General features: G+C 61.0%; 15 protein-coding genes and 1 pseudogene. 7 read left to right on the forward strand and 9 right to left on the reverse strand.

Annotation, left to right across the window (positions count from 1 at the left end):
* Positions 1 to 177: 177 nt before the first annotated feature.
* Positions 178 to 318, forward strand: a complete 141-nt coding sequence (locus tag VGM51_12915) for a hypothetical protein (protein HEY3413935.1) — start codon at positions 178 to 180, stop codon at positions 316 to 318.
* Positions 319 to 351: 33 nt separating this feature from the next.
* On the opposite strand, the gene VGM51_12920 is transcribed toward VGM51_12915, so the two are convergent.
* From VGM51_12920 to nifJ, 4 genes and pseudogenes are all read right to left on the reverse strand, one after another.
* Positions 352 to 621, reverse strand: a complete 270-nt coding sequence (locus VGM51_12920) for a hypothetical protein (GenBank protein HEY3413936.1) — start codon at positions 619 to 621, stop codon at positions 352 to 354.
* Positions 622 to 684: 63 nt separating this feature from the next.
* Positions 685 to 1,404, reverse strand: a pseudogene (locus VGM51_12925) (RHS repeat-associated core domain-containing protein).
* A 591-nt stretch (positions 1,405 to 1,995) separates the two neighbouring features.
* Positions 1,996 to 2,778: an RHS repeat-associated core domain-containing protein gene (locus VGM51_12930; GenBank protein HEY3413937.1), complete on the reverse strand. Its 783-nt coding sequence runs from the start codon at positions 2,776 to 2,778 to the stop codon at positions 1,996 to 1,998.
* 267 nt (positions 2,779 to 3,045) lie between these two features.
* Entirely contained in the window at positions 3,046 to 6,648 is a 3,603-nt protein-coding gene (nifJ, locus tag VGM51_12935; GenBank protein HEY3413938.1) for a pyruvate:ferredoxin (flavodoxin) oxidoreductase, read from the reverse strand.
* A gap of 503 nt (positions 6,649 to 7,151) precedes the next feature.
* Here nifJ and VGM51_12940 point away from each other — a divergent pair.
* Together VGM51_12940 and VGM51_12945 are read left to right on the forward strand one after the other, a co-directional pair.
* Positions 7,152 to 9,290: a hypothetical protein gene (locus tag VGM51_12940; protein ID HEY3413939.1), complete on the forward strand. Its 2,139-nt coding sequence runs from the start codon at positions 7,152 to 7,154 to the stop codon at positions 9,288 to 9,290.
* A 235-nt stretch (positions 9,291 to 9,525) separates the two neighbouring features.
* Positions 9,526 to 10,494 carry a hypothetical protein gene (locus VGM51_12945; GenBank protein HEY3413940.1) on the forward strand — a complete coding sequence of 323 codons (969 nt, stop codon included), beginning with the start codon at positions 9,526 to 9,528 and terminating at the stop codon, positions 10,492 to 10,494.
* A gap of 79 nt (positions 10,495 to 10,573) precedes the next feature.
* Here the strand turns inward: VGM51_12945 and VGM51_12950 are convergent, their stop codons facing one another.
* Together VGM51_12950 and VGM51_12955 are read right to left on the reverse strand one after the other, a co-directional pair.
* Positions 10,574 to 11,335 carry a response regulator transcription factor gene (locus VGM51_12950; GenBank protein ID HEY3413941.1) on the reverse strand — a complete coding sequence of 254 codons (762 nt, stop codon included), beginning with the start codon at positions 11,333 to 11,335 and terminating at the stop codon, positions 10,574 to 10,576.
* Between the two features lie 147 nt (positions 11,336 to 11,482).
* Complete coding sequence (locus VGM51_12955; protein HEY3413942.1) at positions 11,483 to 12,274, reverse strand: PEP-CTERM sorting domain-containing protein; 792 nt, start codon at positions 12,272 to 12,274, stop codon at positions 11,483 to 11,485.
* 175 nt (positions 12,275 to 12,449) lie between these two features.
* Here VGM51_12955 and VGM51_12960 point away from each other — a divergent pair, with 175 nt between their 5' ends.
* Positions 12,450 to 14,081: a glucoamylase family protein gene (locus VGM51_12960; protein HEY3413943.1), complete on the forward strand. Its 1,632-nt coding sequence runs from the start codon at positions 12,450 to 12,452 to the stop codon at positions 14,079 to 14,081.
* On the opposite strand, the gene VGM51_12965 is transcribed toward VGM51_12960, so the two are convergent.
* Both VGM51_12965 and VGM51_12970 read right to left on the reverse strand, forming a co-directional pair.
* Entirely contained in the window at positions 14,071 to 16,332 is a 2,262-nt protein-coding gene (locus VGM51_12965) for a glucoamylase family protein (protein ID HEY3413944.1), read from the reverse strand. The two genes, VGM51_12960 and VGM51_12965, sit on opposite strands and share 11 nt — an antisense overlap.
* On the reverse strand, positions 16,322 to 17,377 hold the full coding sequence (locus tag VGM51_12970) for a LacI family DNA-binding transcriptional regulator (GenBank protein ID HEY3413945.1): 1,056 nt from the start codon (positions 17,375 to 17,377) through the stop codon (positions 16,322 to 16,324). Before VGM51_12970 ends, VGM51_12965 begins: the two co-directional genes overlap by 11 nt.
* Positions 17,378 to 17,666: 289 nt before the next feature.
* Between VGM51_12970 and VGM51_12975 the strand changes: the two genes are divergently transcribed.
* The 3 genes from VGM51_12975 (at position 17,667) to VGM51_12985 (ending at position 23,785) form a co-directional block, all read left to right on the forward strand.
* Entirely contained in the window at positions 17,667 to 20,561 is a 2,895-nt protein-coding gene (locus VGM51_12975) for a carboxypeptidase regulatory-like domain-containing protein (GenBank protein ID HEY3413946.1), read from the forward strand.
* Positions 20,562 to 20,627: 66 nt separating this feature from the next.
* On the forward strand, positions 20,628 to 21,371 hold the full coding sequence (locus VGM51_12980) for a prepilin-type N-terminal cleavage/methylation domain-containing protein (protein ID HEY3413947.1): 744 nt from the start codon (positions 20,628 to 20,630) through the stop codon (positions 21,369 to 21,371).
* Positions 21,372 to 21,409: 38 nt separating this feature from the next.
* Positions 21,410 to 23,785: a glycosyl transferase family 36 gene (locus VGM51_12985; GenBank protein HEY3413948.1), complete on the forward strand. Its 2,376-nt coding sequence runs from the start codon at positions 21,410 to 21,412 to the stop codon at positions 23,783 to 23,785.
* Between the two features lie 67 nt (positions 23,786 to 23,852).
* Here the strand turns inward: VGM51_12985 and VGM51_12990 are convergent, their stop codons facing one another.
* On the reverse strand, positions 23,853 to 24,026 hold the full coding sequence (locus VGM51_12990) for a CsbD family protein (protein HEY3413949.1): 174 nt from the start codon (positions 24,024 to 24,026) through the stop codon (positions 23,853 to 23,855).
* Positions 24,027 to 24,224 lie beyond the last annotated feature (198 nt).

Raw genomic sequence — 24,224 nt, forward strand, 5'->3', positions numbered from 1 at the left:
AGGAACGCAAGAAGGCAGGACTGTTGTCCGCTCCGGCGATAGCGCTGGAAGACAGCAAACCAAAGAACTGACCCACAAGGTCAGACAGGTGGGGAATTTTCACCCGCGCCCAATTGGGGATTTTTCAGGCGCCGTTGACACCAGCCAAACGTGCCCGCCGTGTTGACGTAGTAGGTCTTGTTTCCGAAGGCATCGTACCGCATATCGCCGGTCTGCGCCTGGGCGCTGGATGTGGTGGCAACCACGCTGCCCTGGGCGTCCATATGGTGGAATGACGTAACCCCGGCCTTCGTGAACTCCGAGATCCCCGGCGTGTAAACGGAGTATCCGTCCGAGAGAACCGGGCTGGCCTCAGTCCTCCCCCTGCTTCCTCTGCCCAGGTCGCTCTTCCTTGCCGCGCGCCTTCTTGCGAGGATGACGCATAAGGTAGCGCGAGTAAAGGAAGTAGATCGGAAAGAAGATGACTATTTCAACGCCACCGAGCACATCGTTCGATACAAAAAAGCTTGGCCACACGCGATTCGCCAGGTCAAAAATTACCCGAAGTAAAATGATCGGAGACCAAGCAACCACGGGAAGCCATAGTATTCGTACATCGCCTTGGCTCTGGGTCTTCTTCATCAGCCACCCTCGAATCTCAAAAAGTAGCTGCCCTCGGTAAGCCTAGCCTGTTTCGGCATTTGGTCAACGTACAAGGTTGTTCACCCCATTCCCAACAGTTTGCTCTGCCTCGGTCATCCGCGCATTCCACCAGCCTCCGACTGCCTTTGCGGCGGAAGTAATCGCCGATGCCGCTCCCTTGACTACTGTACTGACTGTAACCGTATGCGTTGTGACCTTGCCCGCGAACACAGACGCGCCTGGAGTTTGTATATTCAGCCGCCCGCCGACCTTTGTCTTTTCAGCCACACCTTTGGCAACCGAGAAGCTCTTCAGATCGACGCCCGTGGGTAGCCCTTTTCCGTCTGTCTTGAGCGGGACCGAAAGGGTACCGCTCCCGCCAAACAGCGCACCACCTGTCGCTTGCACGCTCAATGTGTGGGTTGTCCCGTTCGCCAACGGGGCGGTGTCAAAGAGCGAACCAGACGCTGAAGGTCCGGCGTTCACGCCTGGGGAACCTCCGTACAAACCGGCACCATAGTCCACAAACGGCCCCGCATCCCAAGTCTGCGGGTTGAAGGAAGGGAAACTGAACAGGAAACCGAGATCACCCGTCACACCGACATCGCCAGCACCCGCGGTTCCCCCCAAGCTGAGCGTAGCCACAACTAGCCCGCTCGGGTCCACCGCTACCAGCGGGTTGTTGCCGCAGTAGGCATACCATTTGCTCTCGTCCTGCGCCGGGTCCTGGCTGATAAAACGGCCGATGGCGGGATCGTAGTACCTATGTACCATCGGGACTGCGTCGGTATCGCTGTTTGCCCCAAAGCCTGCCTGCGAACGTCGTGAGCGAAGCGCTGGAGCTAGCTACAGCGGTGCCTCACTCAGGTGCGCCGGTTGGAGGCAGCAGACGATGAATGACTTGCCGCAGCCGCATAAACGCGGCTGGCCTAAGCGTATAGACAGACGACGCCGTTGCTAGCCCCCCCTCAGCGTCAACCCACAACGGCTGGCCGCTGTCGGACGGTGTGACACAAAGGCGAACCTTGCCTTCATCGAACCGTCCACCGCTGGTGCGCTGGTGTAGCTCCCTATATACTCCTGATATGGTAGTTCTGTCCCGTATGGCCATCCTCTGGTTATAACCCGCTGCGACGTTCGACCATCCGTTCGTGTGCTTGATGCTCTCGCGGCTGACCGGAAGCATTGTCTCCGATCCAAAGTAAACGTAATACACACATATTTCTCTTGGTAGCACTGATTGTGCAGAATGGGGTCTCCCGACATAGCGAAGAACCAACAAGGCAACCAAACATCCGAATACAGCGACCGATGAAGCAACAGGTAGGAATCGCCGCGATGTGACCCGACCCGCACATCTATGTTGTGGTGAAATCATGGATTCTTCAGCCCTTCTGGATTGTACGGGAATAGAGTCGGGAAGTTGTAGAAACCCCGATGTGGCTGTCCAAGCGCCACGGCGACGGGGTTCTCGTTCCGCAACACGTTGTTCATGTCTCCAGGGCCGTCATCGTCAGCGGCACCAACAGCATGTCCCAGTTCGTGGGCAAGAACGCGCTCCGTTGTCCACGGAACTGTCCCGGCGCCGTCGTCTCCCGGAAGGTTCTTGAGAAGATGGTCGTTTGGATCTATCAGTATTGTCGCGGTAGCCGTTGGATCGTTCACGCCTCTTGAACTCATACCCTGGCGTTTGGGATCATCCCCGTTAACAACCGTTTGGCCCGAATTTTCCTTGTCGAACTGAATTGTAACGGTCGATCTGCCATTGACTGCTGAGTTGACGAGAGTCTTGCCCCGGGGGGTCGTAGCTATTCTTGCGATAGCCGCCTTAATTTTGGTAAGTGCCTTCGGATGATGCTTGAAACCCGAATACAGGAGTTTGAGCCCAATCGGGTCCACCGCCACCAGCGGGTTGTTGCCGCAGTAGGCGTACCAGTTGCTTTCGTCCTGCGCCGGGTCCTGGCTGATGAACCGGCCGATGGCGGGATCGTAATACCGGTTCCCCAGCAGCATTAGACCGCTCTCGTAGTCCGCCTGGTACTGGTGGCTGCCGCCCCAGAGGAACGGGGTGGGGGTGGGAACGGTGTAGTCGCCGACCGTGGAGAGGTCGCGCATCACCACGTTTCCGAAGGCGTCGTACAGGATTTCGTCCTCCACGTACTGGCCGCTGGATCAATCCCTCCTCGCTCAAAGAAAGAACGCTAATCAATCTGAGGTGATTGTAGTCCATTCTGATGTATCACGACGACCCATCCCCGGTGTTAATATGAATGCCTGATCGGTTGTGACGTTTGCGCCGCCTATCAAAAAAGAAGGGAAGCGGCCCGTTTCCGGACCGCTCCCCCAAATCGGAAGTTAGAAGTGTGATGTTGGAGGTTGGACGAGTGTTGATCTCACTTCCAACTTCCAACATCCATCTTCCAGTTACGCGGCGACTGGTTCTTCCTTCTTCACGTGGCCGGCTTCGGCGGCCATGTATTCGTAGGTCTCCCAGCGCTTGGCGATGTCTTCCTTGGCAAGCACCAGGAGTTCCGCGGCGGCTTCCGGATCCTTATCCTTGAGGCTCTTGTAGCGGCTTTCGGTGTAGAGGTACTCTTCCAGCGGCAGGGACGGCTTGCGGCAGTCGAGCTGGAACGGGTTCTTGCCCTCGTCGGCGAGGCGCGGGTTGTAGCGGTACAGCGGCCAGTAACCGGTATCAACGGCCATCTTCTGGTGCTTCAGACCGGTGCTCATGTCCATGCCGTGGGCGATGCAGTGGCCGTAAGCGATGACCAGGGACGAGCCCGGATAGGACTCCGCCTCGATCATTGCCTTGATGGCCTGGGTATCGTTGGCGCCGATGGCGATCTGGGCCACGTAGACGCTTCCGTAGGCCATGGCCATCCGGCCGAGGTCCTTCTTGGCGCTCTGGCGGCCGCCCGAGGCGAATTTCGCTACGGAGCCGCGTGGGGTGGCCTTACTGGCCTGGCCGCCGGTGTTGGAGTAGACTTCGGTATCCAGAACGAGCACGTTAACGTCGTGTCCGCTATAGAGGACGTGGTCTAGTCCGCCGTAGCCGATGTCGTAGGCCCAACCGTCGCCGCCGATAATCCATACGCTCTTCTTCACCAGCATGTCGGCGAGCGAGAGCAGATCCTTCACGCCGGGCAGATCTTCCTTGCCCTGCAGGCGGGTCTTCAGTTCCTCAACGCGGCAGCGCTGAGCGTGGAGGCCGATATCGTCGGTCTGATCGGCGTGCGCGATTTCATACCAGAGGTCGAAGCCGTACGAGTCGCGGAGGTCCTGGGCAAGCTGCTGGGCGTAGCGGGTCTGCTGGCCCATCGTGAGCGCCATGCCCATACCGAACTCGGCGTTATCCTCGAAGAGGCTGTTGCTCCACGCGGGGCCGCGGCCTTCCTTGTTGGTCGTCCACGGTGTTGTGGGCAGGTTGCCGCCGTAGATGCTGGAGCAGCCCGTGGCATTGGCGATGACCGCGCGGTCACCGAACAACTGGCTCAGGAGCTTCAGGTAGGGCGTTTCGCCGCAGCCGGCGCACGCGCCGCTGAACTCGAAGAGCGGCTGGAGCAACTGGATGTTCTTCGCGTTGTTGAAGCGGATGCTCTGTTCCGGCACTTCGTCCGGCAGGCTGAGGAAGAACTCCCAGTTCTTGATCTCCCGCTCGCGGATGGGTCGTTGCGCGGCCATGTTGAGCGATTTGCGCGCCGGGTTCTGCTTATCCTTGGCGGGGCAGATTTCCACGCACAGGGTGCAGCCCGTGCAGTCCTCAACGGAGACCTGCAAGGCGAACTGACGATCGGGCAGTTCTTTCCATTTGGCGGGGACCGTCTTGAACGATGCGGGAGCGTTCTCGAGATCGCTCTCTTCGGCAACCTTCGCGCGGATACAGGCGTGCGGGCAGATCATAACGCATTTGCCGCACTGGATGCAGAGGTCTTCCTCCCACACCGGCACTTCCAACGCAATGTTGCGCTTTTCGTATTTGGTGGTGCCCACCGGGAATGTGCCGTCGGTCGGCATTGCGCTGACTGGCAGGAAGTCGCCGCGGCCGGCAATCATTTCGGAGGTGACCTTGCGGATGAACTCGGGGGCGTCGGGGGAGAGGTTCACCTGTCCCACCACCGCTTCGTCCACCCGGGCCTCGCCCGCTGTGGCAGGAATCTCGACCTGGTGCAGGTGGCTAAGCGCCGCGTCAACGGCCGCGAAGTTCTTCTGGACCACGGCCTCGCCGCGCTTGCTGTAGCTCTTCTGAATGGCCTTCTTGATCTGCGCGATCGCTTCATCCTTCGGCAGGACGCCGGATACCGCGAAGAAACAGGTCTGCATGATCGTGTTGATGCGGCCACCCATTCCGGTCGCTTTCGCCACTTCGTACCCGTCGATCACGTACAGCTTGATCTTCTTATCGACGATCGTCTTGCGCACGGAGTAGGGGAGTTCACCCCAGACCTGGTCGGCCGCGTACGGGGAGTTCAGCAACACCACGGCGCCGTCCGCCGCGCGGTCCAGCAGGTCGAACTTCTCGAGGAACTCGAACTGGTGTATACCGATGAACTGCGCCTTGTCGATGAGGTAGGTGCTCTTGATGGGGCGGGGGCCGAAGCGCAGGTGGGAGACCGTCACGCTGCCGGACTTCTTCGAATCGTAAACGAAGTAGCCCTGTGCGTAGAACGGCGTCTCCTCGCCGATAATTTTGATCGTGTTCTTGTTTGCGCCCACGGTGCCGTCGGCGCCGAGTCCGTAGAACATCGCGCGGACCACGTCATCGGGTTCGGTGGTGAAGGACGGATCGTAGTCGATGCTGGTGTTGGATACGTCGTCCACGATGCCGACGGTGAAGTGGTTCTTCGGCTCCGGCTTGGCCAGCTCGTCGTAGATGCCCTTGGCCATCGCCGGCGTGAATTCCTTGGAGGAGAGACCATAGCGGCCGCCGAACACGCCAGGGAATGCCGTGAACGGCGCCTTGCCGGAAACCATGCCTTCGCTGATGGCCGTGATCACGTCCTGGTAGAGCGGTTCGCCCGTGCCGCCGGGCTCCTTGGTTCGGTCCATCACAGCCAGGCGCTTCACGGTCTTGGGAAGCGCGGCAAGGAACGCATCGCCCGGGAACGGACGATAGAGGCGTACCTTGATGAGCCCGATTTTCTGGCCTTTGGCGGTGAGGGCGGTAACAGCCTCTTCCACCGTCTCGCAGCCGGAGCCCATCATCACGATGACGTTCTCCGCGTCCGGAGCACCGACGTAGTCGAACAGGTTGTACTGCCGGCCGGTGAGTTTGGCGAATTTGTCCATCGTCTTCTGGACGATTCCGGGGGCGGCGGCGTAGAACGGGTTGACAGCCTCGCGAGCCTGGAAATAGACGTCCGGGTTCTGGGCGGTTCCGCGCATCACGGGGCGATCCGGCGAAAGGCCGCGGGCGCGGTGGGCGCGAACGAGGTCGGGATCGATCATCGCCTTGATGGTCTCGTCCGGGATCACATCGATCTTCTGGACTTCGTGGGAAGTGCGGAAGCCGTCGAAGACGTTCAGGAAGGGGATGCGGGCCTCGAGGGTTGCTGCCTGGGCGATCATGGACATGTCCATGGCTTCCTGCACGGAGTTGCCGAACAGCATGCCCCAGCCGGTGGAGCGTACGGACATCACATCGCTGTGGTCACCGAAGATGGAGAGCGCGGAGGTGGCCAGCGAGCGGGCTGCGATGTGGAAGACGGTGCTGGTGAGCTCCCCGGCGATCTTGTACATGTTCGGGATCATCAGCAGGAGGCCCTGGCTGGATGTGAACGTGGTGGTGAGCGATCCCGTCTGGAGGGCGCCGTGGACGGCTCCGGCCGCGCCGCCTTCGGATTGCATCTGCTGAACGAACGGCACGGCGCCGAAGATGTTCTGCATTCCCTTGGACGACCACTCGTCCGCGCTTTCGCCCATCGGCGATGACGGGGTGATCGGGTAAATCGCGATCACCTCGTTGGTCTTGTAGGCGACGTAGACGGCGGCTTCGTTGCCGTCCATAACAGCCTGCTTAACTTTCATAAAACCCCCTCTTGGGTAGGATATTGACCCGGCGGGCCCGGCTTCCGGGGCCGGCTGCGCCAGGCGGGGCGGAAACGGCCGCCCACTGCTACAAACCGCGATATGTTGTTCCGCGCCACACAAAAAAGGCGTCCAATGCTGCCCGAGGGCTTCAACCAGGTCTATGACACGGATCGCCGATCCTGGAAGGGAGCCTCAATTCGGGACATCGGACGCCCGCACGGGCGCGACGCTTTCGATTGTTCTCCCTATCAAGCCTACGTCAATGGGTGGAATCGGCTCAATAGGTATTGAGGAATAGGCGGCAGTACCATGGTACTGATTCACGCTTGGAGGCTTGTTTGATTGCCATGATTCCGTGAATCAGCGGACAAAGATTGATAATTCCTTAAGGTGATCAGGCCGCTCGTGCCCATTGGGAAGCCCTACCATATAATTGGCGTCAAGTCCATAACGCTCACCAAACTGGGAGTGTGGGTCTTGACGCGATAGGGCGGAAACCGATGCGTAACGCCGAGTTAAGTCTCTTGCCCCGTGACAGGGACACATGCCTCCAACTTCTCATGCGCGGCAAAGCGCACAACTGCCTGCTGAGCATTGCCCTCGCGACGTGCCTCTCGATGCCTGCCGTTGCCGGTATCGACGTGGCGCTTAACACCACTTCCTTTGTCTCTGGCCAACCTTCGGTGATCTCTGCGGACGGCATCGTCACCGCAGGAGGAACCTCCACCTCAATCACCGGCGCCTTGTTGGTGATCCAGTTTGACGCATCCAAGCTCACCGTTTCGGGCCTGACCGCCGGGCCGAACGGATGGGGTATCGCTGCAAGCAACACGGAGCAGGCTTCCGAGGGCAGGGTCCTGGTTATCTTGACCAACAGCAGCGGAAACACGGGTCAAGGGCAGACCAGTGACGGACCTATCCTGTATTTCACTGTCACGCCCGCAGGGGGGGGTGTGGACATCAACGACTGTGCCACGATCCGCCTCTATGGCACGGACAGCCAACTCTCCGACCAAGGATACGAAACGATAACTCCATCTGATCCGTGCGCTGGACCTCTGGTGCCGGTGGTTACCCCCCCAGATACTCCTGAAGATATCGGCGGCGTTCCGATGGGGCCGCTGAATGCGGGTATCAGCGCTGGCAAGGGCGACGTAAACGGGGATGGCTTAGTGAACACCCAGGATGCCGTGATGGCGGTGCGAATCGCCGCTGGGAAAGACACGGGCACGCCGGACCAGATGGCGAGGGCCGATGTTGCACCTGCCGGAGTACAGACTATTGGCGACGGAGACGTTACGCTTGCCGATGCAATGCTAGTCCTGCGCATCGCGGGGGGCTTGGATGTTCAGCCCGACGCACCATCGACCGCGCATGACCTTCGGGTTGCCGCCACAGGGGCGGATGAGTCTGGCAACCTCAAGCTGACCATATACTGGGTAGGGCTGGCTGGTGCCGATTCATATCAGATTTTTCGAGGCACAACCCCAGGTGGCGAGGACTACAATTCCCCGATTGCGACAATCCAAGAAAACGCCGCCGCTCACAGTTATCCCGGAAGTCCATACCTGTGGTACACAGACGTCGTCGCTCCCGAGTCCGAAGGCACATGGTATTACTACACCATCCGTGCCGCAACCGCAGTTGGAATCACGGCCCCATCCGAAGAGGCCGGAGTCGTCGCAACGGCGAGCGGTGTGTTGTGGGATACCCGCGATCCAGTTCAGGTGTTGCCGACGTTCTTGCGTCAGTTTCGACTGGGTGGTACGCCCACCGGCCAAGTGCGGATCGTGGGCCCGGACGAAACGGTGTACGACAGCAGTTCCACCGATCCGCTTCCTCCCGAGGGATCGTACGAGCCTGCTACCAACACTTACACTCTCGCAGGCGGGGATTCCTTCGCTCTTCCCAGCGACCCACCAACAGCAGGCGACATCGGTATCGAAAGCATAGAACTCCCCCCGAGCGACGGCCCGTACCGGAGCGTCCGCAGCAATCACGGTTTCTACGGCTCATATATGGGTGTCACTCTGCCCGGCTCGAATAATATGGACATAAGGGCGGATCTCGGAGACGTCGCATTTGTCTATGTTGGAGCCAACGGCAAGACGGAGATAGACATCGGCCTTCAATACAGCCCGGCATTCCAAGATTGGGGCCTTTACGCACTCTGGCGACGGGGAGCAATGAAAATTGCCCGGCCTCTGTTTGTAAGGCACCCGTCCAGGATCCCGGCCATCGCAGGCATCACAACATCCTACAGGTACTACGCCGTGCCCATCCCATATGCGGGCGGGCTTCTAACGGTGACTCACCTTGAATTCGGGAATCCCGTCCCTTATACTGTCGGGACGTATGCGGACACCGAATCTGCGATTAGAATGAAGCGCGTCGCGTCCATTGCACAAAAAGGGATGGCCAAAATGGTTAGATTGTCAGGTTCGCGACTGGGTATCAACAGCGGCGTTTACTTCACAGGTTGCTCCCTACTCGACTGGAGCGGTAATGCTACGCCATGGGACTTGAGCCAAAACTACCAGGATGGGATATTTACTGGGGGCGGCAACGCGATCATCACCTTCGGTGGCACGCTCCAGAACGAGACGAATTTGCGGATATGGGCGATTCAAGGAGGCTAGGATGATAGTCCTGCTCAGAAGTCTCCGGAATCACGGTCGTACTCTGTCTGCTTGGCTGACCCTGTGCATCGCTGTCACCGGGTGTACGTCCGCCGGACCATCGCGCCCTGTCCCGGCCGGGCGGACTCAAGGATCAGTGTCACTTGGTGGCATTCCAACTGGGTTTGGTCCCGTCCGATTCGTCTATAGCCGGATCACCCGATCCGGCACTGGGGACGGTAGCGAACCAGGGCAGATGGACCTTTTCGCTTACGACGTACCCCCGGGACGCGAGAGGCAACTGACGTTTCCAACCCAGCCGAAGCGTCTTATCGGAAACCTGGTCTTCGATTCGCTGGCCATCTCGTCCGATGGAAAGCGGGCTGCCATTGTTGCCAACCCGCCCGACCGTCCCGCTGCCATTGATGATCTCATCGGAGCGAATGCACCGGGATACCACGTATGGGTGGTAGACTTGACGAACCGCCGCATTCGACAAGTGAGCCGCTTTGTTCCCATACCGCCCGACCCCGAACTCCCTGACCTGCCCAAGTACAATGAGACATCCTACCAGCATGTCGCCTGGTCGCCAGATTGCCGGTACATCACAGCCTGGCAGACGATTGGCATCGCGCTTCCGCCCGGGCCGGAGACCTCCTCGCAACCGAAGGCGCTCGGGGATGAAGTCTGGAAGGTATGGAACGCCGCCACCGGCCGGGACGCCACTGCCAGTGCAGTCGTCGCACAGAAAGATGAGTGGGTTAGCTATGCCGCGCGTTCTCCGGACGGCACACTTGTAGCCACGGTCAGCCCCCAGGACGAAGCAGCCGGTTCTGTACCATATGCCAGCGTCACGATTCGCAACGTCAGCACCAACCGCATCACCAGAACAGTAAAGTTGCCAGGAACGTCGTTTCGCAGTTCCGTCCACTGGACGCCTGAAGGACGGTACGTTGTTGTGGTCACCCAACAGATGCGCGATTCTCAAAATGCCGTGCATGTCCGCAGTATTATGGTGAAGGACGGGAGAGTGACGCACGACTGGTGGGACTCAGGTAGCTTGGGTCGCGTTGGGTTCTCGCGCAGCGGGCGATGGCTGGTGGTACTCTGCGGGACGGACCTGACGCTGTGGGATTGGAAGACCGGTAAGAAGCGCTATGTGAGGGGACCGTCGGGGCCACGCATCCTCGGAGTTGACTGGGCGGAGCTGCCGGCAAAACGGTGAAACCGACGCTGAGCCGGACCGACCTGCCGTGTGCGTCGGGCACGGAGGCCCGACCTACTGTAGATGCGCGCGGCGCCGCTTACTCCGCGCCGTTCTGCTCCAGGGCGAAGAGGGCGATCTGGGTGCGGTCGCGTAGATCCAGTTTCTCGAGGATGCTGCTCACGTAGTTCTTCACAGTGGAGTACCCCAGGTGGAGTTCGCGCGCGATCTCCTTGTTGCTGCGGCCCTGCGAAACCAACGTGGCCACCTGGCGTTCGCGAAGGGTCAGCCGATCGACCTCGCCCTCCGATGCGGACATCGTTGGGCGCAGCGTCATCAGATACTGTTCGGCCAGGCGGTTGGCGGTGGGAATCTCCATCCAGTAGTGCCCGCTGTGCACGGACCGGATCGCCTTCACCAGATATGTGAAAGAGCAGTGGCTGTGCAAAACGCCGTAGGCGCCGATCTTGAGGGCCATCTGGAGGCAGTCGTCCGGGGCGGCAAACGGCTGGGGCGCGACGCGGGTGAGATCGCGCTCGCCATAGCGGCGGGGGTTCAGAACCACGCAATCCTCCGCACGGCAGTCCACCATCACGATCGCCTTCGTGTGCGGAGCGACATTCGGCAACGATTCCAGGACGCGGTAGGACGATTGGCCGGGAAGCTTCATATCCACGATCAGCACGTCGGGAGAGGTCTGGCGGAGGTCGCGCATCGCAGCGGGGGCATCCCGCCAATCTCCGCAGCAGACGAGGCCGTCGGCGCGGTCCAGTAGAACAACCATGCCTTCCCGCAAGAGGTCATTCGCGTCGAGAACCGCGACCTTGATGGGGGTGCCTAGATCTCGGGGTTGTGTGCTCATACAAGCAGTATACCACTGAGGTCGGCGGTGGTACTAGTGTACGGTGCAATATGACCAATTTCCTACCCCGAAACGCGATGGGATGAACTACGGGGCCTCCGGCAATCACCGGAGGCCCCGCAGTAGGGTTTTCGGTCGAACCTCGAATTACTTTCGGCGGCGAAGGCCAAGCAGCGGGAGCAGGCCGCTGGCCAGCAGCGCCAGGCTGCCGGGTTCGGGGATAGCGGACCCGTCTGTGCGGATGAAGCGAACGTTGCGGAAGGCGGCGTCGATGCCGTTCTTCGGGTTGGTCGGATCGTTAACGACCTGGCCGTACATCGCGATCTGCGAGTTATCCAGGAAGCCGTTCTCGAGGTTGAACATCGGGAGGAACGGGCTGAACACGCCGCCGGCTGCCAGTATCACGCCGTTGCGAATCCTGCCGGTGCCCGGATCGATGCTTCCGCCGGGGTCCTGGCAATAGTTGATCAGCATGTTGATGGTATCGCCGGAGTTGTAGTTCGGCACGCCGTGATCCCGGAAATTGTAGAACGGGCCGGGCCCGCCGAACGATACCACTTCATGCCCATCGGAATTGACGATGAACAGGAAGTCGCCGCCAACTGAGTTGTTGACCCTCAGTCCGGCTTCCTTGCGAGGCGAAATGGCGCCGAGAGCGGTCAGAGTAACGTCAGCGGACAGGGTCCAGTAGTCCGAGTTGTTGAAGACTTCGCCGGTCGGTCCATCGGAAATGGCAGCATCATGGCGATTGGCGAACCCGGTGGGTGCACTCACTTCCTGATCGTCAATGATCGCGAAGTCAGGGCCGGTCGTGAAGGTGAGCATGGACGTCGGAACGTCGTTGTACACGCGCGGGTGGGCCACGATGGTTGCCCGAGCCGTCGTGGCCAGCAAAGCTACCAGCGCCAGCGCGGGCATCAGTCTAGCACAGTTTCGCATAAGTCACTCCTTACAAGTGTTGTGGCCGGTTAGACCACTTTACCCAGTGGGATTTCTGCAGTTTACGTGTGCAAGAATCGCGCCAAAGGAAAACGTTTACCCTTGGCGCGCCCGCCCGCTAGTCCGTGAACTCCAGGGGGTGACAAATCGCGGCAAGGCGATGAATAATGGTGGCATGAGAAGTAAACGTTTACCACTCGCGTTCCTCGCCATCACGATGGTATGCGGCCACGCGGTGGCCTCCGGTCCCCGCGATCCATTCCTCGATGAGGTGCAGCACCGCGCGTTCCTCTTCTTCTGGAGAGAAACCGATCCGGTTACCGGGGTGACGAAGGACCGGGCAAACGCTTTCAAGCCGGACACCTACGACATCGGGAGCATCGCCGCCACCGGCTTTGCCCTTGCAGCGCTTCCCATCGGCGTGGAGCGTCACTGGATTTCCCGCGAGGAAGGCCATAACCGCGCGATGCTGACCTTGGAGTTCTTCGAAAAGCGCGCCCCTCGGATACACGGTGTGTTTCCCCATTTCCTGAAGTTCGGCACCGGCGAGCGGGCTTGGGAGTGCGAGTATTCCACGATAGACACCACGCTTCTTCTGGCAGGCGCGATCACAGCGGGGCAGTATTTCGGCGGCGACGTAAAGGCGGCGTCCGCACGGCTCTATAACGACGTTGACTGGAAATACTGGTCGCCGCGCGGGTTTGTCTGCATGGGCTCTCGCCCCCAGGATGCCGAGTTTCTCGGGAGCGACTACAACGGCTACAGCGAGGCGCTGCTCTTGTACGTGGTGGCCATCGGGTCACCGACCCACCCGGTTCCCGCGGGCCTCTGGGACAAACTCGGACGATGGGTCGCGCGCTACCGGCAGTATTCCACCATCGCGGGCTCGTCGCTCTTCGTAAACCAGTACCAGAACCTGTTCGTGGACTTCCGGGGAAAAAGCGACGGGCACGCGGACTATTGGGAGGTTGCCAAAACCAACACGCTCGCCAACCGCCAATTTTGCATCGACCAGGCGCCGATGTTCCCGGGTTACGGCCCGGACGTCTGGGGTCTGACGGCGGGGGACGGGCCTGGCGGCTACGATGCCTTTTCGGCCGAGCCCGGTGGTGCCAATCACGACGGCACCATCAACCCACACGCCGCCGGCGGTTCCTTCATGTTCACGCCTGCGGAATCCCGCCGAGCGTTGCGGACGATGCTCGATAAGTACCGGGACCACATCTGGGGGCGTTATGGCTTCTCGGACGGCTTCAACGTTGGCAAGGGGTGGTGGGCCAGCGACGTCGTGGGAATCGACACCGGCGCGACACTGCTTTCGATTGAGAACCAACGGACCGGCCTGGTGCAGCGTCTCTTCATGAAGAACCCGGCCGCCCGAACCGCCATGCGGAGGATCGGGTTCAAGCCGGTGTTCAAAGGACCGGCGCCCTCAATCAAGATCGCGGAGGCCGCGATGCTGGAACCGGGTGTATCGCTGAAAACGGCATTCCGGCTGCCGGCGAAACCCCGTGCGTGGCTGCGGAGCGATCTCATTCTTTATGGAGGTGTCGTCGAGGAGCGAAGCGTGCGCATCAGTCTGAACGGCAGACCGATCGGCTCGGCAAGCGCGCCAAAGGGGGTTGCGTACGCCGCCGCATTGCGCATCCCTGAGGCCAGCCTTCGCTGGGGGAAGGCAAACACGGTCACCGTAACGCTGGAGCCCTCGCCGAAGGGCAGCGCCACCTATGGTCCGATTCTGATCGGCCCCAAAGATGCCATCGACGCGCAACCGCTGGTTGTACGGCTGGCGCCTGCTACCCCTTAACGGCTTTCACGGCGATCGCCACTGCGTCTTCAAGCGTCACACGGCCATCGCCGTTCAGGTCGCCATTGTACCCCTGCGCCGGGCTTGCGGAGCCAAGCCCGGAGGCGATTTTCAACGCCGTCGCCGCATCCGCAACTGTCACCGCACCGTCCAGGTCAAGGTCGCCGGGCGCGAGCCCTTTGTGGAAGATCACGGCGATCCCATCGGCCACCGGAGGACTTGAGGCGAACCATCCATAGGTGACGCCGGAGCGGTAGGCTTCGATATTGATTCCCTCAAGCGGCGCGTCGATGCCGATATAAAGGTTGGCAACGGCGCCGGAGTCATCGAACGCCTCCTGCGGCCCATACGGCCCCCAGAGCGTGCTGAACTGGGTGTTGTAGTAATGGCGGAGCGCGGCGAAGGACGCGTTGTCGGCCGGCGCTTCCGTCGGCGATGTGCGCATCAGCGGCATCGCGGTGAGGGCGCCGTAGGGCGCGATGATCCCTTCCGGTTCCGGCGCGCCGCCGTTCGCCTCGCGGGGCAGAGCGCCCAGCAAACCCTTGTAGTCGTACGGTGCAGAGGGGTTGGCGGCCGCGGTGAGGCCCCACGAATTAGGGCCGAATGCGGCGTGGGTGGCGTAACCGTCCGCAGGCGCCTGGCCGAGCGCATGATCCGCACTGAATTGCCGGCTCGCCTGGGCTGCGGTGACGGCGTTGGCCCACCAGTCGAGGGCCGGGACCGACGCTCCTGTGTCGGTCGGATGGTCGGCGCCCAGCAGATAAAGAGGCAGCAACCCATGGATCTGCGTGTAGGTGAACATGCTGCCGAAGTAGGACGGAACGAGTGAATAGGTGGTGCCGTTTCCGCCGACATAGGAGCGCTTCGTGCGGGGCCACGAGTAAAGCGCGCTCAGGAGACCGGTGTTGTGCGGCTCGTTGCCCATCGCCAGGGTGGTGATTGTCAGTATTTCATCCGTTACACGGTCCCAGGTTCCGGTCGTAAGGAATCCATTGCCCGCGGGGATCGAATATCCGTTTCCGGACGCGGGCTGCCAGGCCATGCTGATCCGCGGCACGCCGTTCGAATTGATGAGGTATGCGCTCCAATGCACGTTCGCGGCAATCTGGAGGGCCTTCGTTCGCACTTCCGCGCCAAAGGCCTGTCCGGCCGCCAGAGCACCCGCGACCATGTAGGCTCCGTCCGTGGTGGAAACCTCGCTCGTTCCGTCGCGCACGAACGCGCCTGTCGCGTCCGGGTGGGTCCAATGGTAGGGGATACCACTCCACTGTTGGACCCCGGCCTGCAATTCCAGAATCGTGTCCAAAATGGCATTCGCTTTGGCCCTCGCCTCCGCCGGCGTGACGGTCCATTCAGCCGATGTGCCGTAGCGTCTGGCCTCGATCGCCAGGCAGACCAGGCCGAACCCCGTCGCCGCGTTGCTGCACACATTACCGCTCACGGTGGAATCGACGAGCATGGCCCGGCCATTGGGGAATCCCGGAACCGCCGGAGTGGTCACAAGCTGGGAGCTCGCGTAAAGACAGGCTTGAGCCTCGGTTCGGTCAAGTAGTACCTCATCGGTTATCACCGGCGGGGCGACCGTGCCCGAACTGAACGCGATGCCGGTATAGACTGTGGATCCGGAATTCGGGCTAGTGGCCGCGCGCTGCACCTGCAGATAACCGCCCAGAGTTGAGCCGGCGCATACGGCTTTCCCGGCGTTCGCCGCGGGGAGGAAAGGGCTGACCACGGTGCCGGCCGTCAGGACGAACCCGTTTACGCCGGACTGCTGGAGATACTGGACCCGCAGGTGGATCGTGTCGCCGGAGTTATAGTTGGGCGCCCCGTGCGCGCGGAAATCGTAAGTCGGGAAAGCGCCGCCGAACGCCACGACCTCATGGGCATCCGTATTTACCATGAGCAGGCTGTCACCGCACGGGCTGTTGATGCGCAGTCCGGCTTCTTTTCGCGGACTGATCGGCGTTCCGGTCAGGGTAACGTCCGCGGAGATATCGAAGTAGTCTGCAGGACCGAACGTCCGGTCCGTTACGCCATCGGTCGAAACGCGCCAATCGTGGCGGTTGGCATATCCGGAAGCCGCGACCACATTTTCGTCGCTCATCATTACCGCGGTCGGGGATACAGACGCCGTGAAAGTGGAACCAGGAACGTCCTTCCAGACATAAGGATGGAGCACGATGTTTTGGGCGCCCGCGCGGGAGACGCCGGCCATGGCCACGGCCACCAACAGCGCCAGATTATGCCGCATTCTCCGTCCCCTTTTTCGCCCCGCATGATTCGCGAATCACCAAACGGGTCCGTAACACTTGCCGAACACCCCATGCGCCCTCGTGGCGGCCTTCACGGATGTCCGCAACCAACGTCGCCGCCGCGCGCCTCCCGACCTGGTAGATGGGTTGGTGTACTGTGGTCAGCGATGGCTCCACGTGTTGAGCAAGCGGGACGTCATCGAATCCGACGACAGCGATATCGTCCGGAATCCGGAGGCCCTCGCGCTTGATAGCCTTCATAGCGCCGAGCGCCATCACGTCATTCGCCGCGAACACGGCCGTCGGCCGTTCATCGCGGGCGAGGAGGCGCGCCATCGCATTCCGGCCTTTCTGTTCCTCGAAATGACCGTCTGTTATAAGCCCATGATCCAGCGGGACCCCGGCCTCCTCGAGGGCCCGGCGGTAGCCCTCAAAGCGATCGCGGCCGTTGGCCGATCCCTCCGTGCCCGCAATGAACGCGATGCGCCGGTGGCCAAGCTTGAGCAGGTGGGACGTGGCCTCGTGCGCGCCGGTGACGTTGTCGCAATCCACGCTGCTGACATCGGGATCGGGCACGCTGTTGCTCACCACCACAAACGGGATTTTGCGCTCGCGGCACTGGCTGATGGCCGGATCGTGTATCTGCGTCCCGATCAGCAGCACACCCGCGACCGATGAAAGGGCGCCCCGGGCCGCCAGCATATCGTGATACATCCCGGCCGGCGCGTCGTGTGCGGGAACAAACAGGCTGATATTGATCCCCGCCTCAGCCGCTGCATCTACGGCGCCGCGGATGATCTCCGTGAAATAGAAACTCTCGAACACATGGGAGTTGTACGGGATCACGAGGCCCACCGTGTTGGGGGGGCGGCGGCGAACGAGGCTGACGGCCTGCGGGTTTGGCCGGTAGCGCATAAGCCGCGCAATTTCCAGCACCCGATCGCGCGTTGCCTGGCTGACCTTGCTCCTCTCAACGTCGTTCACCACGCGGGATACCGTGGCCACGGACACACCGGCCTCCCTCGCTATTTCTCTCAATGACACCGTTATCCTCCGACCTGTGGGCGGCAGAGCACAGGGTAACGTTACCCTATGGATGCATTCTACGCCCATAAGCCCGGGCCGTCAAGGTTTGGAACCGTGGCGCGCTTCGCGTTGTCTTATGTAAGAGGTGTTGACGGTTGGCACGTTACCTGCTACGATTTGCAGCGGGAGTGCGTCTTTTCGCAGAATAGGGTAAACGTTTACCCTTCAGGTACCCTGGACCTCTCCACTAACTATTGATACCGGGCACAAGGGCGCTCCGATGAGGCGTCCAAGAAGGAAAATGGCCATGTTGAGACCTTGTAGGCTCGCCGTCATGGCAGCCGTGGCGGCTGCCGGATTTGCCCTGTCAGGGCCTTCCCACGCACAGACCATCCGCGTGGAGGCCGAGAGTTTTGTCCCGCCGAACGCGGTTGCCACGATGGGAAGCGGGCCCAACGAGTCAAAAGTTGTCACTGTTGACCAGAACGCCAGTGCGTCGGGCGGGTTCACAATTGGCTGGTTCGGGTCTTGGGACTGGCTGGAGTACAATGTCACTGCCCCCGCGGACGGCATCTACAACATGTCGTTCTTCTATGGCGACGGCGACGGCGCCATGGACCCGCTGCCGGTAGACCTCACTTTCTTTACCACCGGCAAGCAGTATTTGGTGGGCAACATACATCCCACGCCCGTCTCCTCGCCTTCGTGGGCCTTTTCGAACTACACGACTGTTGTCGCGGCGCCCTCGGATGGCGCTGCCCCATTTGCCATCCCGCTCAAATCAGGGGTAAACCGCTTCCGCGTCGCAATCAGACCGGATTTCATCCTCGCCGGCGCCATGAACATCGATTACATGGAGTTCACCAAGACTGCTGACGCCTATCCGGCGTTGCAGGCGATCACCGGTGTAGTGTCTTCCCAGATCGGCGGGGTATCCACACCACTGGGCGGCGCAATGGTCAGCGATGGACCTGACTACCACACTGCCGCAAACGTGACGCGCACTGACGGTAGCGGCGCCTTTACGTTGTGGGTTCCCGCGGGCAGCTACAGCCTCACGGCGTTCGCTAACGGGTTTACGGCGAGCACAGTTTCCGCCTCCTCGCCGTCCGCCACGAATTTCAGCCTCACGTGGAACGGCCGCTATGAAGCAGAGCTACTCGACTCCACCAACACGGGACCGGAAGTCGGCAATGGCGATCAGCCTGCCTATGACACGCAGCACAGTCTATCCAACAAAGGAGAGATAGTGAATTCCGCGCCCGGCAAATACGCCGAGTACAAGAGCGTCTATGCCCCGGCCGACGGCGTCTACGACGTCAGCATCCATTACTCCGCCATGAGCGCGGCCGTTGGAGACCCCGGCTATCTGCTGTGGACCGTCAACCAGACGTCGACGGTCAAAGCCGTTTACACCGCTACCAGTATCACCGATTTCCTGACATATCAGGATTCCACCGCACCGGCCCTTATGACGCTCAAGAAGGGCTTGAATACACTGCGGTTCGCGGACGCGAATGCCGGACCGCCGGTCACGCCTTCCGCCAATATCGATTACTTCACGGTCGCGCCGTCCACCCAGCCCCACGGAACATTGAAGGTTATCGTTACTAACTCCGTAAACGGGAATCCCATCTCGGGCGCGAACATCACGATCCCGGCCGCCGCTCCTCAACTCACCGCTCAAACGGGCGGGGACGGTTCGGTCTCCATCCCCGTGCCGCCAGGAACGTACACCGTGACCGCAAGTAAGTCCGGCACGGCCGGGCCGGTCACGGCCGCTCCTGCCACAGTGGCGGACGGCCAGACGGTAAACGTTCCGATACAATTGACCGTCTCAGGTGTGAGCGTTGAGGCGGAGGACTTCGTGGCCGGAGGCCCCGGTGTGCCCCCCGCAACCATTACGGCCGTCGGATCGGCGTCGAACGGGAAAGTGGTCACCGGCTTCACTGGCTCCTACCTGCAGGGCTGGCTCGAGTGGAACGTCAACGTTACGGAGGACGGACTCTATCGAATGACGCTTCAATACGCTGTACCGCCGGACGGCAGTGACGCCATCGTCCACCCGGTGTATCCCATCGACATGACGGTCAGCGCGACGCCTTCGACGTTCCATGTGAACACGTCCTATTACCTGGATACGTCACAGATACCGCCGGCGAAGGTGCCGATTATCCCGCGAACGGCCGACGGCGACACGTACGCCAGTTTTGATCTGGTAAATGACAGCCAAGCTCAAGCGCTGGTGCCGCTCAAAGCCGGCTCAAACCGCGTCCGCATCTCGCTGGCGAGCGGAACGATGAATCTGGATTATCTGCAGTTCACCAAACTGGCGGCGTATCCCACCAACTACCGTACGATCACCGGCACCATCTACGGCAGTGACGGAGTGGGTTCCGCGCCAATCGCCGGAGCGGCGGTCTGGCAGAACAACAGCACGCTCCACACGACGTTCAACGAAGCGCAGTTCGCGACGACCACGGACGCGGCCGGCCACTACTCCCTCACCGCTGTGAGCGGGGCGTTCCTGAACGCGTCCGTGAACGGTTTCATCGCGACCACGCCGTATATATCGGTCCCCGCCGGAACCGCCACAAAGGACGTGACATTGAACGTCAATCCGCCGACGCCTCCCGACACTGGTACCGAGAAAATGGATGCGTTCAAACTGTCGATCGCGGATACGCGGCTTTCGACAAACGAGAACATGATCACGTTCACCCAGCCGGGCGCGTATTTCGGATGGACGATCAACGTTCCTCGTTCCGGTCAGTATCAGGTCGGGATGAACTACAGCAGCGGTTGGAACTCCGGTGACGGACTCCCGGTCAAAACAACCTGGACGGTCAACGGGGTTCCACAGGAAGTGGACTTCGCCAAGACCACATCGTGGACGGACTTCCAATTCTTCCCCAGCATCGCCACGATCCCGCTGAATGCCGGAGGAAACACCGTTCGCGTGGACTTCATTGATGCCGGCGCGAACATCGTCTACCTCACGCTGCTGCGTACCGGATCTATCCCTCCCCCCGTTTCCACCGACATCGATAACAGTGGCAAGACGGATATTATCGACGCCGTCATTTACGCGCGTCGCCTTGGCGGCCTGGAAGCCGGCGCAAAGCCGGACCTGACCGGAGATGGATTATCGAACGCCGCGGACGTTGCGCGTATTCTGCGCGTGGCCGGCGGCCTCAACTGATTGGTGTGTGATTGGCGGGCCGGAGGGCCTGGCCGGCCCGCCATCACAATAGAGCAAGAGGATAAAATGGAACGGAAATCATCGCGGGCCTTTACGCTGATCGAGCTTCTGGTGGTCATCGCGATCATCGCGATCCTGGCGGCCATCCTGTTTCCGGTATTTGCGAAAGCGCGCGAGCGGGCGAAGCAGACAAGCTGCCTCAGCAATATGAAGCAGATCGGCATCGCCCTGGTCAGTTACGCATCGGATAATGACGAAGTCTATCCGGCCGAACGGTTCGCGGACGGCAGGATCTGGAAGGACGCTATTCAGTCCGGCATAAAGAGCACGGACGTGTGGGCATGCCCGTCGAACCAGCACATCTGGGACTACGGCACGGATTTCCCCAAGAAGGGTGATGAGTCTGGTAGGTTCCCGCGCTCGTATGCATATAACGGAACCATCTTTTTCAGCGGCGGCACAGCGGTCACTTCGGGGATATCCACCGGCAAGTTCAAGTCTCCGGCGGGCACGATTCTCATCGTGGAATCGCGGTATCCTTTCGCGGACATGCCTGCCTACGGTGGCTATTCGCCGGACTGGATCATCAACAACAAGAAGTGGTGCACACTGTTGAATCAGAATCAGGGCGCTATCCAGACGCACAGCAGCGGAATGAGCAACTTCATCTTTGCGGACACCCACGTTCAGGCGTACCGGCTGGTGCAAACGTATGTCCCTGTCAATAAATGGGAACTGAACCCCGGGGATAATCAGGCTGCCTACAACACCCTCGCGCAACCGGCCAAGCTCATCCCGGAATACCAGTAGGGAAAGGTTCACCGATCGACCAGTACGGAAGCCCAACAATGCCCACACCACCACCAAGCTCCGCTTCGTTCGCTTCAAACTACGGCCATTTCAGCGAAGATGGGCTTGAGTACATCGTCGCACGTCCGGACACACCGCGGCCGTGGTGCAACGTTATCACGAATGGCGATTATGGCTGTATCGTCTCCCAGGCGGGCGGCGGCTTCTCGTGGCGTGGAAACTCCCAGCTGAAAATGCTCAACCGCTGGGAGCAGGACCTGATACGCGACGAGTTCGGCCGCTTCCTCTATATCCGGGATGCAGACTCCGGGGAATTCTGGAGCGCCGACTGGCAGCCGATAAAACAGACACCGGATGAATGGCAGGTGCGCCACGGACTGGGTTACACCGTCACCGTTCTCACGGCGAACGGCATCCGGTGCGAGAAGACGGTGTTCGTGCCGAACGGTCTTCCGTGTGAGCTCTGGCTCGTTCGCCTCACGAACCTTGGCGACGCACCCCGGACGGTGGATCTAATCTCCTACCTGGAATGGCAGCTCGGCTCGGTCGCTGACTGGCACCGCGAGTTCCACAAGACGTTCATCGAGACCGAATACATCGAGAGCGATAACGCGGTGTTCGCGTGGAAGAAGGGTGACGTCGAGAACGCCGACCGGCCCTTCTCCGCGTTCGTGTGCGTTCCCACTCAGCCACTCCAGGGTTACGACACGGACAAGGAAACGTTCCTCGGACGGTACGGTAGCACGGCGACGCCCCATGCAGTCGTAACGGGCGAATTAGCAGGGCGCTCCGGCAAATGGACGGATCCCATCGCCGCGCTAAGAGTCCGGGCCGAGATCTGGCCGGGGCAGACCAACGATATCGTGATTGCCGTAGGGTCGGGCACACGCGAGGACCTTGGGAACGTATGGGCCGCCTTCCACCAAGTGGAAACCGTCGAAAAGGCCCTGGACGACGTCAAGGCGATGTGGCGTGGCTGGGCCGAAGCCGTCACGGTAGACACCCCGGACACGGCTATGAACCTGATGACCAACGTCTGGCTGAAGTATCAGGCCATCGCGGGGCGGCTGTGGGCGCGGACGGGCTATTACCAGAACAGTGGCGCGTTCGGCTTTCGCGACCAACTCCAGGACAGCCACATCTGGATGCCCATGGAACCCGAGCGCGCCCGCGCCCAGATCTTGCAGCACGCCTCACACCAATTCGCTGACGGGACCGTCCAACACTGGTGGCACCCCGATACGCCGTACGCGGCCGTGGGAGATTGCTCCGACGACCTTCTCTGGCTGGCGTACATCACGATGAATTACCTGGACGAGACGAACGACGTTACCATATGGGACGCCCCGGTCCGCTTCCAGGACTGTCCGGAACCGGCCACTCTCTACAGCCACTGCACCCGCGCGTTCGACAAGGTGTTCACGCGCATTTCGCCGCGCGGCCTGCCGCTGATCGGCGATTGCGACTGGAACGACGGACTGAGCCACCTCGGGCGCGCGTGGAAGGGCGAATCAGTGTGGCTGGCGCATTTTCTGACGAGCGCGCTTCGACGATTCGCCGACCACGCCGATGAACGCGGCGATGCGGCCCGGGCGCTGGATTACCGCAATCGGGCCGACGCCCTCGTCGGTGCCATCAATCAGCATTGCTGGGACGGCGAGTGGTACTGGCGCGCCACGAAAGACAACGGCGAGAAGATCGGCAGCCACACGTGCGCGGAGAACAGCATCGACCTCATCGCGCAATCCTGGGCTGTCATCGCCGGCACGGCGCCGGCGGACCGGGCGCGACAGGCGATGGCGTCCGCCCAAAAACACCTCTTCCGCGAGTATGGTCCCTTGCTCCTGACGCCGGCTTACAGCAAGACCGATCCGGAGATCGGGTATATCACGCGATACGCACCCGGCGTTCGGGAAAACGGCGGAGTCTACACACACGCAGCCACCTGGGCCGTTCAGGCGATGGCGATGCTGGGCGAAGGTGACGCCGCCTGGAAGGCCTACGCATCTATGAGCCCGCCACGGCGCGGCACTGACCCCGATTTGTACTTTGGAGAACCATACGTGACGCCCGGCAACGTAGATGGACCGGACAGCCCCACCTTCGGGCGTGGAGGATGGACGTGGTATAGCGGGTCCGCCGCATGGATGCAGAAGGTTGCGCTAGAATGGATCTGCGGTGTCCGTCCCACGCGTAGCGGACTGCTCATTGATCCCTGCATACCCAGTGATTGGCCCGAGTTCCGTGTTCACCGACGCTTCCGCGGCGCTGAATACGAGATCACAGTTCGCAATCCGCGAGGCGTGCAGCGCGGTGTGGAGCAGATTACGGTGGATGGCTCCGCCGTCAAAGGCAATCTCATACCACCGCACGCCGATGGGGCTACGCACGGTGTTGACGTCCTGATGGGCTAGGCTTCGCTCAACTCTCCGCATGGGATTCAACTAAGAAAGGCGGCCCGCCCGGGCCGCCTTGCTCATGCTAGTGCTTTTTCACGGCATCCTGGATTTTACCCGCGCCCTCTTTCACGGCGCCTTTCACCTTATCCAACGTTCCCTCGGCCTCGAGGTCCTTGTTGCCCGTGGCTGCTCCGACCTTCTTCTTGACGTCACCCTTGATCTCGTCAAGTTTCCCTTCGATGCGATTCTTGTTCATCGGTTCCCCTCCTCTCAGGAGAACCATACCCGGCGGTGCGCCCAGCCCAATCATAAACCGCTGGTTATTCCGGAGGCCGAACACAATCTTCGCCTTCGCTCAGGCGTTCTAATCCACGTCTCTCTGGACGCTTTCCTCCCTGCGCACGTGCCCGTGCCCGGCGTGGAGAGAGGGGGGCGCCCATTCGGGCGCCCCCCT

This window comes from Armatimonadota bacterium, from assembly GCA_036504095.1.
In the GTDB taxonomy this organism is placed as follows: domain Bacteria; phylum Armatimonadota; class DTGP01; order JAKQQT01; family JAKQQT01; genus DASXUL01.